Annotated in this window: 10 protein-coding genes; 3 read left to right on the plus strand and 7 right to left on the minus strand. The window is 36.3% G+C overall.

Translation table 11 applies throughout. The annotated features are described in order from the left end of the window. Positions 1 to 17: 17 nt before the first annotated feature. The 6 genes from DET49_RS07890 to DET49_RS07915 form a co-directional block, all read right to left on the minus strand. The gene (locus DET49_RS07890; protein ID WP_133547549.1) at positions 18 to 563 is read right to left on the minus strand and encodes a DUF3347 domain-containing protein; all 546 of its coding nucleotides are present in this window, start codon (positions 561 to 563) and stop codon (positions 18 to 20) included. Between the two features lie 428 nt (positions 564 to 991). Next, positions 992 to 1,249: a hypothetical protein gene (locus DET49_RS07895; RefSeq protein WP_133547550.1), complete on the minus strand. Its 258-nt coding sequence runs from the start codon at positions 1,247 to 1,249 to the stop codon at positions 992 to 994. A 379-nt stretch (positions 1,250 to 1,628) separates the two neighbouring features. Next, positions 1,629 to 5,696: a LamG-like jellyroll fold domain-containing protein gene (locus tag DET49_RS07900; RefSeq protein ID WP_133547551.1), complete on the minus strand. Its 4,068-nt coding sequence runs from the start codon at positions 5,694 to 5,696 to the stop codon at positions 1,629 to 1,631. Positions 5,697 to 6,377: 681 nt separating this feature from the next. Continuing rightward, entirely contained in the window at positions 6,378 to 7,601 is a 1,224-nt protein-coding gene (locus DET49_RS07905) for a patatin-like phospholipase family protein (RefSeq protein WP_133547552.1), read from the minus strand. A gap of 1 nt (position 7,602) precedes the next feature. Beyond that, positions 7,603 to 7,899 carry a hypothetical protein gene (locus tag DET49_RS07910; protein WP_133547553.1) on the minus strand — a complete coding sequence of 99 codons (297 nt, stop codon included), beginning with the start codon at positions 7,897 to 7,899 and terminating at the stop codon, positions 7,603 to 7,605. After that, entirely contained in the window at positions 7,899 to 8,570 is a 672-nt protein-coding gene (locus DET49_RS07915; RefSeq protein ID WP_133547554.1) for a hypothetical protein, read from the minus strand. Before DET49_RS07915 ends, DET49_RS07910 begins: the two co-directional genes overlap by 1 nt. A gap of 163 nt (positions 8,571 to 8,733) precedes the next feature. On the opposite strand from DET49_RS07915, the gene DET49_RS18885 reads away from it, so the two are divergent. Then, the gene (locus DET49_RS18885) at positions 8,734 to 9,402 is read left to right on the plus strand and encodes a TIGR02594 family protein (RefSeq protein ID WP_133547555.1); all 669 of its coding nucleotides are present in this window, start codon (positions 8,734 to 8,736) and stop codon (positions 9,400 to 9,402) included. Between the two features lie 32 nt (positions 9,403 to 9,434). Then, positions 9,435 to 10,187, plus strand: a complete 753-nt coding sequence (locus DET49_RS07925) for a DUF5995 family protein (protein WP_133547556.1) — start codon at positions 9,435 to 9,437, stop codon at positions 10,185 to 10,187. 711 nt (positions 10,188 to 10,898) lie between these two features. On the opposite strand, the gene DET49_RS07930 is transcribed toward DET49_RS07925, so the two are convergent. Continuing rightward, on the minus strand, positions 10,899 to 12,134 hold the full coding sequence (locus tag DET49_RS07930) for an APC family permease (protein WP_133547557.1): 1,236 nt from the start codon (positions 12,132 to 12,134) through the stop codon (positions 10,899 to 10,901). Between the two features lie 625 nt (positions 12,135 to 12,759). Here DET49_RS07930 and DET49_RS07935 point away from each other — a divergent pair. Continuing rightward, positions 12,760 to 13,260, plus strand: a 501-nt coding sequence (locus DET49_RS07935; protein ID WP_133547558.1) for a VIT1/CCC1 transporter family protein, incomplete at its 3' end; no start/stop codon positions are given.

The raw sequence follows: 13,260 nt of genomic DNA on the forward strand, positions 1-13,260 counted from the left end.
AACCATCAATCGTTGGTTTATTCTTGTTCTTTTGAAATGGTTTTTACCACAGAACCGCAATTGGGCATTTTTTCACCGAAATACGGATTGGATATTTCTTCTATATCGGCATACCAGAAAGCTCCTTTATTGTCAAAAGCCATTGGACAACGCTTTTTATAGATCGTACCGCCCGAAAGAGCATCTTCAAACAATGGTCCAATTTCTTCTGTCAATCGGGCAAATAATTCTCGTTGAGCTTCGATGTTATCAGTCTCTGAAATTTCAAGGGTAAGAGATTTCAATACTACTAGTTCTTCAGTTAATGTTTCTGTCATACTATCGGCTGTTTGTTGCACCTGATCTGAATCAGATTCAGTTAAAGCCATTTTAATTTGCAGATAATTGTGCCATAACTTACCGGTTAACCCGTCCATAAATTCTACATCTGCAATATCAGCAGTCTTTTCTGTTTTTTGCTTAATTTCGGCTGGAGTATTTATTTCTACCGATTGCTTTTCCTTACAACTCACAAATACGGCAAGTAACAAGACGATAAAGTTTGTCTTATAAATTGTTCTCATTTTTATAATTTTAAATGTTTGTAAATTTAGTTCCTGAACTTTAAAATTAATCATTAAAATTAATTTGTGCTGAGCCAGCGTGCCCAAATTTTATGAAGTTAAAAAGGCCGGTAAAATTCTCCCTGAATTTCCAAGCCGGAATTATCAGTAAATAAAAAGAAGATTTTCTATCTGTATTTTGCGCAAATTCCACGAAGTAATAACCGAATCGCGGTTGAATTACAATTTCAAATTATTAGCCAGAAAATTAGCGTCTTCGCTTCCCAAGATCGACATACCAGGGACTTTCTTTTTTCTTTCTTTGTAATGCCCTGAATTATAGGGTGTTTTAAGGGTGATCTTTCCTCCACCTTAACCTTATAATGCATTGCATCAAACTTGCAATACAGTAGAGCGGTTTTAAAATATGTCTTTATATTAGGTATGATTTAATAGGTGGTCTGCCTTAAACCTGTATGGGAAATGTCGGTATCACACATTTTCTGGATATGACCGAATATATCCTGATAACTTATCTTAAGGCGATAAAGACCGATGATTTTTTTATAAAAATTATTCACTAGAATGGCTTTTCCCTTTATAACCAATTCCGGGTCGAAACTGCTTTGGGCGATTTCAGGGGTTCCAATATCAAAGGAAAAAGGACACTTATAATTTATCCCATTGTCATTTGGCTTATTCCCCACATTTCTTCCTTAAGGTCTTTCTCAGTTAGGTTTCTAACATTGGAGCAAAAACTCAGTCCGAATCAAAAATGCTTTTGTTTGATATAAACTTGTCAATCACTTTTTTCCCGAATTCTATTTTTCTTTTTTTTGTCATGGTCTGGCCTGGATAAAATTAATAAGTAATTCAATTCCAACCGAGATTTTTTTTTACACCCTGCATCCACATTTCAAAAATATTAAACTGTCCAAATGAGGCTTTCTTAATGTGCTATCCGTCCACCATCCTTTGTGGGTAGAATTTAAAATATGTTGGCAAAAAACTTTCCATATTAAACTGTTCCGAATGAGCAAAAAACAGATGCATTACTCATTCAGAACAGTTTTTAATAATGAAAAATTACTCAAAAGGTACTGACTCTACGGACATCTCAATATTTTCCCAGTCAGTTATGGCCAATACAAGGTCGTGATTACTTGGTAATCCCACACCTCCTCGGTCAAGTTTTGAGTGGGCCTGAGTTAAACTATTCATAGTGAATGCTCTAACGTTAATTGTTTTGTTAGAGCTTTGATTACCTATTCTGCATAAGGATAATTCGGGAGATAGGGTAATATCAACATCGGCAGAAGGCCCCCCGCCAATTCCTTCTATGGCAACTGCTCTGATCTGGTCATTAACTTTTCTAGCTACGGTCAGTTTGAAGTTCTTATGGGCTCCTGGGGTAAACCTTACTTGGGTACCATCTGAATTGACTGCCAAAATATCTTCCTGACCTATAGTAGTTTCCATATCTTCGATAACCAGTGAAGTTCCGTTAGGAGTAATGGAGTTATAGGTGTAAATGCCCGATCCATTTCCAGTAATTTTACGGGTCAAGGCTGTATCTGAGGGTAATAGATAAGCACCTTTTGCCAAAAAGCATGGCTTGCTTTCCGGAATTTCAGCAATTATCTGGTTACCGAATAGTCCGGTTCTTAAACCAAATTCGTCCGTAACCTGTAGGTCGGCAGGAGATAGTAAGAAATCAATAACAAAACTGGTTAAGCCAAGCGGACCACTGAAAGGTAAATCATGATCGGCAATATGAAAATCCCCGTTAGACATAATTCCTAAAGTTATTCCTTCCTCACTGCAGAATTTTCTTGTTGTACCACCATCATAATAATCGAATCTAATTTCACCATCTGTTCTTCTAAACTCTACATAACAATTTTCATAATCGTTTACAGTTGGATCTGGGTCATACGGATGATTACAATCCCAGCAATAAAGTCTTACTCTGTCCGGATCTGTGGTGCCATCGGGTCGAGGACCGCTGTGACCTTCGGGATATACAAATCTAATAGGTACGATACAATGGGTTTCACCTAATTTATCTATATATCCGGCATCCCATATTGCCCCGGAAGGAATGAAAAATAACATTGGGGCGTTATTTCTATCGCAGCCATTGAAAAATACATGTTCAATTTCCCTATATGTCTGAATCACCCTGGCGTTACCCTGCCTTCCTTGATCGTGAAATTCTATTAATGACTCTCGGCTAAGAAGTTTTCCATGGATTGCCGTGAACATTTTTTTCATTTCAGCGCTCGGATTTGTTCCGTATTTAGAAAAAGTATTCGTACTTCCTTGCCAAAGTTCATCCAGCACAATTGCAGACAGTGCTGTACAGAAACCGGTAGCAAGCCCGCCATTAGATTCACCTTTCAAGAAATAATTGTAGAACCCATAGAATGCTGTTGTTAAAACAGGATGACCGAAAATAGGATCCAATTGTTCATGCCAGACTTCTACTTCGCCAAAAGTTTTTAAATAAGTATTCCAGGAAGGAGATCCATCATCAAAATTTTTAAATTCAAATGAATGTAGCGGAAATTGGAATGGGATTTCCAAAATATCTGGACTATATGCTGTTCTAATATTGCTCATCATTCCATCAGGATTTTTTACCTGTAATGATTTCAGACTTTGGGTATTTCCTGCCCCTCCGGTTCCAGGCATTTGAAAGCTCAGGGTGTTTGCATTAATGTAGTTTGCTGGTACAGCTTCAGCATTGACAATTACCAATGCTCCATTTAAAAAAGCTTTTCCGGAAATATTAATTTGATTTCCAGGCATTAAAACTCCAGTAAAGATATTAAGTTGCGGTTTTATCCATATTCGAAGTCGATTACTCTCGGTGCCATCCTGGCGTTTTATATAAACAATTTTTTCTCCACCGCTGATTCCAGCTGGAACCGTTATTGTCAAGCTCTCATCGGCATTAACAGTAGGGGCAAGGAGATGGCTATCTAAGAAAACTTTGTCATTAGAAGTGAATCGAGTTCCTTTTATATTAAGAGTATCAGAAGGAAAAATGTAATCAGGTTCTATATCTGAAATAAAAGGTTGGGTAAGGATATCTTCCCAGGCATCCTCAGAGAATTCCACAAAATCTATTTTACCATCTCCTCCCGTATCAAAACCGTCTTGTCCAGAGTTTCCTGGTTGACCTGTGGAACCATTGTGTCCATCATCCGCATCTGTACAATATTGTCCCACACCACTTCTTCCACCTCGTCCTCCGTTACCTGGAGTTCCACCGTCTCCTCCGCGACCTTTTTGGCCTCCTTGGTTTTTAATCCTGAAGGATTGACTTGTCACCGCAGCTTCTAAAGTACCCTCTAAAACGCCTATAGTAATATTACCTCCGTCACCACCGCTGCCTCCGCGGCCACCGTCGCCACCACGACCGCCATTTCCACCGTCACCTCCGTCGCCAGGATCTTTATAGCACCATTTATGAACCCATGCATCTCTAATTCTCCCGACACGACCATCCGCTCCGTTTCCTCCATTTCCTCCTTTCTGACCGCGCCCACCTTTGATTCCATCTTCTCCATTTAGGTCAAGATTAGGCATAGCATTCATGTCTTTGACCCAGATTTCCAGTTTTGGCGCTGAGATTCCAGCAGCCCCATTAATTCCAGATTGGCCCGACCGACCATTTTCTCCGTCTAAACCATCATAAGAATTTGGTTTCTGGTGAACTCCTGAATATCCTCTACCATTAAGATCTGGGTTATTTGCTCTGGAAGGTGTGGTTCCTCCAGGTCTTCGCCAGGTTATTTTGGAGGAGGGACTGCATTCGATCTTTTCCGCAATGATATATAAAGTTTCCACTTCTGGTTCTATTACCAGTTCCGTGTCTTTTAGATTAAAAGTACCTGCGATGATAACTGCAGTATCAATAGGAAGGGTGGTCATCGAAAGTAGTTTCATACTATTTCCTGCCGTGGATGGCCAGGTTTCCGGTTTTATTTTTTTTAAGGAGGATAAAATATTCCTGTCTTTTAAAGTGAAATTATTTTCCGATAGATTAACAGCATGAGATAGATTGATGTTTTCCGCTCTAATGAATGGTTGTGATTCCCGACTAACTCTCCCTATTACTCTTCTCTCGAAAGGACCAATATTCCTGACAGTCCTGCCAGTTCTAATAATGTTACCTCTATCATCAGAACCGTTATTTAAATTAACTTTATTTTTAATAAATTTTACACTATTGTTATTAAGGAGATTTTTAGCTAGTACCAGTTGTTTTTCTTTTGTAGAAATGGAAGAAATATTCTTTGCCAACTTACTCCAGTCTATTTTTAGCTCATTATCTTTTATTTTTGGAGCAATAAGTACTTTTCCCCGTGTCATCACCGTCTTTGATGTGATATTTAAAGAAGACAAATCCGAAAGATGTATGACCCCAACCGCGGTCAGGATATTTTTAATCGTCCGTAATCTTGCATAACTTTCATCCGGATTGATAAAGACATTGAGATTAGGTAAACGAAACTTGTTTTTAAACTTAGCTTGTAATTGATTTTGTTTTGAAAGTAATTGTTTTTCCGTTTTGTTTGTAATGGCCCCTTTTTGAATTCTGAAATGAGCCATTGTCCCGGAGAATGAATGTCTTTTCCCATCTATCCAGGATCCAATAAAAAAACTCTTCTCACCAACTGGTTTTATTGGATCATCAATATTCCTCTTTCCTACTTCCTTCCCATCGATTTCTAGGGTTAATAAGGTTTTGTCCTTTATTAATTTAACATGTTGCTCTTTACTTGTTGAAATTTTCACCTGATTACTATCCACACTTTGCCAGCCGTCTTTTGTGTGTATGGAACCTACAAGTTTTCCGGAATCTTCAATAAAAAAAGCAATAGCTGGTTTTTGAGCTTCCGTTATATTCATACGCTGTCCAAGTGATTTCGGTCTGATAGTGGTTTCTATGGTAAATGAACTCAAATTTTCAAGTTCTTTGCTTCCATCCAGCGATACAGTTCCTCCCTGGTTAAATTGGATTGCACCCTCTCTTTTTAAGTTTTTTACTTTTGAATTACTGGAGACTTTCTGCCCTAAAAGGGAGCCGTCAAAAATTCCGGTTCTATCCGTTCCCAGATAGAATAAAGTTTTTGAATTTTTCATAGTTAAAATTTAAGTTAGTTAATAGGGATAATTGATGGTGTAGGCACCAAATTCTGCGGGGGTATAACTATATAAAGAGATCTACCAAAAACTTTTAGCAATCTCTATAATAGGGAAGGAGTGGGGTCCAGGATCAAAACATATTATTCTAAAGGCAGGATTGAACATTGCCATTTTAATAGCTAGTTGTTTATTGTTCAAAAATGCATATTAATACATAAGAGTCTGATATTAAGGTAAATATATATAATTTATTTGGAGGAAAAAAAGGGAATTTTCCCCCGTTAGTGATATAGCAACCGATAAGAGTAATTTTATGCTGATATATTGTTCTTTTTGGAGAATTTTAATAGAACTGAAAAATTAAAAAATGATTGCTCATTAGTTTAATTCGTCTTAAGATGATTATTGTTTAAAAGAATAACAGGAAGAATTTGTGTACTTATTCACAGAGGGTTCTGTTTTAATGAAGACTAGGTGGAAATAAACATCTGATTATTAATTATATTCGCTTAAAGCCTAAGAGAAGTCTCAATTTATTATAATAATCTAAATATATCCAGGATAAGTTTTTGAGAATTACTTTTTTCAAACAAATAATCAGACCACAAAGGTGAGGATAAAATCAATAAATAAACCTTGGAAGATGATTTCCAAGTAATTTACCTCAAAAATTTTATTCTAGCAATTAGCACGAATCTCTTTGTATTTCTTCCAGTCAAATGACTGAAGAAATTCTAAGCCTTTTTTTGCCCCTAACAGAAATAATTTCTCCTGCATTTCCTCTGTCATTCCAAAATTTAGCCAGTTATACTCTTGATCTGCATCAATTCTACATATAAGTTTTTCGTAATCAGGGTTTTTAAGGATAAAATCATAGTCATGGATCTGTCGCATCGTACTGATCATAGCTCCACAGTATTCAAAAGTACTGTCGGTACTTGCATATGATTCACGATAGGTACTTAGACGCACTCCGAATGTGGGCCTTGAAGGCTGACCTTTTGGAATATGAAAAGTATTGATTGGAAAGTTGGAGAGCATTCCTCCATCAACAAATTTAACAGCACTCGGGACTGGACCACCGTAGCTTACAAATTCCTCCCATTTTTTAACATTAGTATTCCCTGCGTCCGGAATATTTTTCACCGTAAAAGGATAGAAAAAGAACGGTATTGACATGGAGGCCCTAACAAATTTGGCCGGATGAATGTTTTCGGATTCGTGCCAATAGAGTTCACGCATTTTGGGAAATTCTACTTTGCTGTGTGTGGTAATTTCTGAAGTGATAATAGCGAGACCTGGTTTTTTAAACTCATATTGGTCATTCTCCAAATTTTTTAAATTAGGAAGGTCTGCTCTACATTTATCAAGATCCGCCAGGCTATGAATATCATTTTTTTGAAGAGCTTCCGTTAGCCATTTTTCAAAATGGTCACCCGGATTAACTCCTAGCTTATATTTCAAAAGTTTGAATATTTTACGAGCATTCCAGACAACATTCCAGAAAATACTTCCTTCATTTTCGATTTTTTTCTGTACAAGTTTTTTTATTCCTGAGGGGCCATCTACGAAATCGAAAAAATTTTTATCTCCGATAATTTTAATTATTTTTTCAGAAGTAGGTTCTCCCGGTTTTCCCACTGCAGCCATTAAAAGGGTATTGATGGATCCCGCTGAGGTTCCTGCAAGACTATAAAATCGTATCCCTGCTTGCTCCATAATGTAGGTATATCCCACTAAGGCGATTCCTAAAACACCACCTCCTTCTTGAACCAGATCTACATATTGATTGCCTTTATCGTCAACTATATCGGAATAGTGTATATTCTTTTCTTTTAAAGAAACAGCTTCCTGCACAAGTTTTTTAATTTCCTGGCTATCTAAAAATCTATTTTTACTCATACTAAATGATTTTGCTTAAAAGTGAAACCATGACCTTACCGAATTTTTCAGAGTTTTCTACAATCTTATTCACTTTGTTGTTTCTTGAAGTACTGGATTTAACAATCTCCATTAGTTCGGAAAAATCTTCCATTTCGCTCTTTTCAGGAAATATTTCTTGGATTTCCTTCTTTGTAAGATGTGTAAAAGAAGCCATTTCGCCGGCTAATTCTTCATTTGTTTCTTCAGCCGCCTGGGAGGCCGCTTTTTGAGCTTTCTTACGAAATTCCTCCCAGTCTATTTTAGTACTATTTCCCATTATAACTGATTTAGAATAATATTAAGCTGTTCCTTATATTCTTCAATATTTTCCTGGATTTCATCGTACTTGAAATCCACGGAATTAGCCGTATTGAGCATTCTTCCAGTAATCATTTCAGTATGGTTAATGGCTGTTGATATTTTATCATCGGTAATACCGACTATATCCAGGTAACGCTGGCGATTTTCATCAATTTCAGAGGCCGACATAAGAAATGAAGTGATAGTATTATTGATGCTCTTTGCATTTACGTATTTTTCTTTTAGTGCTTGTGTCAATTGGTACTCTAATTTGTCTAAAGGTTCTATCATGGTTTCATACCGGAGATTAATCTCCTCTAGTAGGGTTGGAGCTGTTACTAGGATGAAATTCAGTCGGTCTTTAGCGCTACCTTGCTCAACTACTAAATCCCACATCTCACTTATATCTTTTTGTTTAAAATAGTTTTCGGCAAACAAGGGTAACCAAGAAGTATTTATATATTCTTTAGCATTTTTTCTTTTTAACTCGAAAAATGTATGAACTAAGCTTAGATGGGAATTTTCCAATTCCTGAATTTCATTTTTAAGTTGTTGTGACAGTACGGGTGCCTCTTTAGGTACACTAGCGCAAGAATTAAGGAAAAATGTCAGAATTATAGGATAAATAAGGAAAAATGACTTTCTCATAATCGCTTAGATTATAAATTCATATAAATTTATGTTAATTTGTAAATTAAAGATAGGGGAAAAGCACCCTTTTTTCATAAATTTTTATATGGCAAATTTGAACAAGTTTATTTTTCGTGAACAAAAATGTAAAATCGGTTAATTAATTTTTAAAATTAAAAACATGAAAAATTTATTAGCGATCGCCACTGGTGAAATAGGAGTAAAGGAAATTTCCGGAGCTAAGACCAATGAAAAAATATTGGCATATGCTAAAGATTGCGGATTTAAAGATTATACTTCGGATGAAACTGCCTGGTGTAGTTTATTTATTAATTGGGTTGCAGATAAAGCAGGGAAGAAACGCTCTAATAGTTTGGCTGCAAGGTCCTGGTTACTTGAAGGAGTGACTACGAATCATCCTGAACCTGGTGATATCGTTGTCTTTTGGAGGGAAAGTATAGATTCCTGGAAAGGTCATGTAGGTGTTTTTATGGGCTTTTCAAAAAATGCTTCTCGCATTTACTGCCTTGGTGGTAACCAGGGAAACCAGGTTTCCGTAACAGCTTATCCTGTTAGCCAGTTATTAGGCTTCAGAAGACTGGTGCCCAATACAAAAATAAATTTTGGTAAAAAAATATTGAAGATAGGAGATACCGGTCAAGATGTGGTAAATCTTCAGGATGCATTAAAACTGCTTGGTTTTGATTGCGGAACTTCTGACGGGAAATTTGGCCCTAAGACAGAAGGTGCTCTCAAAGAATTTCAGGCTACTAATCTCGATCTTGCAATCACTGGAATTTTTGATAAAGCGAGCCGGGAATATATGATTACTGTTATAAATTCTGATTAAATACTTATTTTGATTAACCAATCGGTTATTTTATGGAAACTATAGAACAGGTTTTAGAAAGCCTGGATGAGATAATACTTGAAGCAGAGAAGAACAATAGTGTACTTGGATATTTCGCAGTATTATACCGTCGGGTGACCTGGAAAGTAAAGGAGGGTATTGAAACAGGCTATTTCGATGATGCCAAACGAATGGAGAAGCTCGATGTGATCTTCGCTGAAAGATATATCGATGCTTATTACAACTATCAAGAAAACCTACCGGTAACTAAATCCTGGCAGAAAGCTTTCAATCTGGCATCCAATTTCTGGCCCATTACCATTCAACATTTGTTCATAGGTATCAATGCCCATATAAACCTTGACCTGGGAATCGCTGCTGCGAAAGTTTCCGAAGGAGGAAGTATTGAGGAATTAAGCGATGATTTCTATAGAATTAATCAGATCCTGGCAAACCTCGTGGAAGAGGTACAGTATAATTTGGCAACTATCTGGCCCCCTCTTCGATACGTTTTAAAACATACCGGGCAGCTGGATAATCTAATGACGAATTTCAGCTTGAAACTGGCCAGGGATGGCGCATGGAGATTTGTACAAACTTTACATAAGCATGGTGAGAAAGGCTATCAAGAGTGTATAAAAGAAAGAGATATTGCTGTAGCTAAAGTGGCGGATATAATTACAAATCATAAACCGGATATAAGATTATTGCTAGGAATTATTAGGCTGGGAGAAGTAGGTTCAGTTAGAAGTAAGATTTATAAGCTTAAATCCATTAAAACCTGATATTCTAAAATCGGAGTTTAAAAAACACTTCCTCGATAGGGTATACCTCCACCGGATATAGAAAAAAGAAGACCAGGGGAATAACCAAAATTTTCACGCCAAGTATTGATGAACCTGGCTTGTCGCTATCTTTGTGAATACAAATTCAGTTCTGTTATTGCTGTTACTTTGGACATTTGTAAATCATTAAGGTTCTTTTAATTTCTTTGGAGAAAAAGTCAGTAGGAAATGGGATATGGCTGTTGCCAGTTAGTCCTTGAGGTATACCATAAAAAAGAAATAATTCTGGTCATCACCAGAATGACTATGGTAAAAAAAATATGTCTTGAGAGGTTAGTTGCCATTTAAATTCTTTTGGCAATGCAGGTAATTCATCATGTAATTATGCAGGTATCTCTGATAGGCTTCCAGGTATTTAAATTTAGATAGGGAATCAAATTCAACTAAAGTTTTCCCGACTTCATGATTTGAGTACAAAAACAAAATGTAGGTGTACCGCTGCTAATATCCTTATAGCTGCTTCTTTAATAAAGTCGGGTGATGGTTTTCCTACTTGTGGCTATTACGATTTTATATTTGTAAGCAGACTTGTTTGGAATATAAAATAACATATCACAAGCTTAAATGATCTTTAATTTTTTAGTTCAATTGGATACCAATATACAGAAAATTAGAAAAATTCATTGGCGGTGAAATTTTACGATTTATAATTTAACTCCCTTGAGTTAAATTATAAATGTTATATCCGAATAATATCAGGATGGTGATTAAAGCTAAAATAGTGGGTATAGGTATATTTTTTATATTCAACGGGATATGAAAAGGAGCTTTTTCTTTGTCTCTATTCTTATAGCGAAATATTAAAAGGGAAAAATTTACCATTCCAAACACTATAAAAATAAATATGTTACTGATACTAGCTACCAATTTTAAATTCCCCAGTAATCCGAATCCAATAGCAAGAACTGTAATAGCGATAATTGCGTAGTTAGGAGCATTTCCTATACCAGAGATAGTAGTGAACTTTTTTAGCCATTTCACCTCGCTATCCCTCGCTATATCATAGAGCAGGCGGGAAGTTCCAAGAATATTACTTAAAATAGTCTTGCTGGTAGCAAATAACGCAACCACCACCAAACCGGTTGCACCAATAGTTCCCAATTTCGTCTCTATTACAGCTGCTAAAGGCCCTTCAGACTGTGCGAGTTTATTCCAGTCTAAAACGCTCACTGAGCTAATAGCGATTAAAACGTAGATCACCAATACTGCAATTCCGCTTAGAAGAACCCCCTTTGGCATATTCTTTTCTGGATTTTTAGTCTCTTCTGCCATTTTTACTAAATCTTCAAATCCGATATAACTAAAGAAAATTAGAGCACCCCCGGCCAGAATTCCATTCCAGCCAGCATTATTTAATTTAGTGAGATCTACAGTGCCAATTTCAGGTATGGCAACAGCTATTACCACTGCAAGACCACTTAGGGTCACAATAGTAGCAAAGGAGTTGTAATAAGAGCTATATTTGGCTCCGATAATGTTGAAAAATGCCATCAAAGCTACGATTCCAATAACGATTATCCAGGCTGGAATCTCCCATAACCTATTCAGATAACTAGCAAAACTAATAGCAATAGCAGCAGCGGCTACAACCCCGGTAAGGACCATAAAACCTGACATGATGAAAGCCGGTTTTTTACCCAAGCTTTGTTTTATATATTCAAAACTACCACCTGAGTCCGGAAATCTGCTAACAAACTCTGCATAAGAAAGCGCGGTTAAAAGTGCTACCAAGGAAGCAATAACAAAGCTTAACCACAGCATATTACCACCCAAAGCTGCCGCTTCTCCAATAATAGCATAAATTCCAGCCCCAACTATCCCACCTACTCCAAACATTAAAATATCCCATAATCCTAAGCTTCTTTTTAACTGTTTATCTTTTCCCATAATCGGAATATAATTTTTATCAGAGAAAAAGCTAAAACTTTTAACGACTTGTAAGAAAAAAATAACATTCTATTTTGATTAATTACAGGGAAATTTGTTGTTAGAATTACTGGAACTCTAAATGAATTCAGTGCTAATTGTTAAAATCCGGAATGAATTTAAATACCCCTGTGACTTTTCTTTTTAGATGCCTGGTGAAAGGTTTTTCCTAGTTTAAAGATCTTCTCCGTCTTTATCCAATTAAAAAACAGATGGTTGTCCATGAAATTTACCAGTGTAGCACTAGGTGTTTTATGGGACCTGATTCAGTTATAGAAAAAATCCAGGCTGGGCATAAAAAAATTTGAAATTGATTTCAGATAATCTAAGTTCAAACGATTATTCATCGAAAAGGGGTAAAGGCCGTATTCTAAATTGTTTATGGGTATGCAGGCAATACATTTTATAATAAGGCTATAAACTTGCCTTTGGAGTTGTTTTATAAATGAATAAATTCCTTGTTTTTTTTATAATACAATGATATCAATCATTCTTTTCTAAGCTAGAAGAATCTAATTTTATATGAATTTTGCAAAGCCCATCTCTGTTCTCTTTTCCATTTGCAGAATTATTTAAAGGATATAAAATGCAAAAAAAAGCTGAAAAAATAGCGGAACTAAATAATCATTACGGTAAGAATTGGTTTTTTGGAGGAAAGGAATATATAGGTGAATTTGTATATGGAGGAATTGATGGTGCCATAACAACATTTGCAATAGTGGCAGGTGCTGAAGGTGCAAATTTGGGGATTACTGTAGTGCTTATTCTGGGGTTAACCAATTTAATAGCCGATGGTTTTTCAATGTCAGTTGGGAATTTTTTCTCTGTCAAATCCGAACGGGATAATTTTGAAAAGCACAGACAGATTGAATACTGGGAAATAGAAAATCTTAAGGATCAGGAGATTGAAGAAATCAGGGAGATTTATAGAAGTAAAGGGTTTACGGGTAAACTTCTGGAAGAAGTAGTGATGGTAATAACAAGCAATAAAAAGGTTTGGGTAGACACTATGATGAAGGAAGAACTTGAAATGGTAAAAGGATTGAAAACACCCTATAAAACAGCTGCTGTGACCTTTTTCAGTTTT

This window comes from Salegentibacter sp. 24 (assembly GCF_004362395.1).
Classification (GTDB): Bacteria; Bacteroidota; Bacteroidia; order Flavobacteriales; family Flavobacteriaceae; genus Salegentibacter.

Excerpts from the sequence above, each read along its gene's own strand:
- DET49_RS07890 (WP_133547549.1), bottom strand. The coding sequence starts at position 563 with ATGAGAACAATTTATAAGACAAACTTTATCGTCTTGTTACTTGCCGTA.
- DET49_RS07905 (WP_133547552.1), bottom strand. The coding sequence starts at position 7,601 with ATGAGTAAAAATAGATTTTTAGATAGCCAGGAAATTAAAAAACTTGTG.
- DET49_RS07925 (WP_133547556.1), top strand. The coding sequence starts at position 9,435 with ATGGAAACTATAGAACAGGTTTTAGAAAGCCTGGATGAGATAATACTT.
- DET49_RS07910 (WP_133547553.1), bottom strand. The coding sequence starts at position 7,899 with ATGGGAAATAGTACTAAAATAGACTGGGAGGAATTTCGTAAGAAAGCT.
- DET49_RS07930 (WP_133547557.1), bottom strand. The coding sequence starts at position 12,134 with ATGGGAAAAGATAAACAGTTAAAAAGAAGCTTAGGATTATGGGATATT.
- DET49_RS07915 (WP_133547554.1), bottom strand. The coding sequence starts at position 8,570 with ATGAGAAAGTCATTTTTCCTTATTTATCCTATAATTCTGACATTTTTC.
- DET49_RS07900 (WP_133547551.1), bottom strand. The coding sequence starts at position 5,696 with ATGAAAAATTCAAAAACTTTATTCTATCTGGGAACGGATAGAACCGGA.
- DET49_RS18885 (WP_133547555.1), top strand. The coding sequence starts at position 8,734 with ATGAAAAATTTATTAGCGATCGCCACTGGTGAAATAGGAGTAAAGGAA.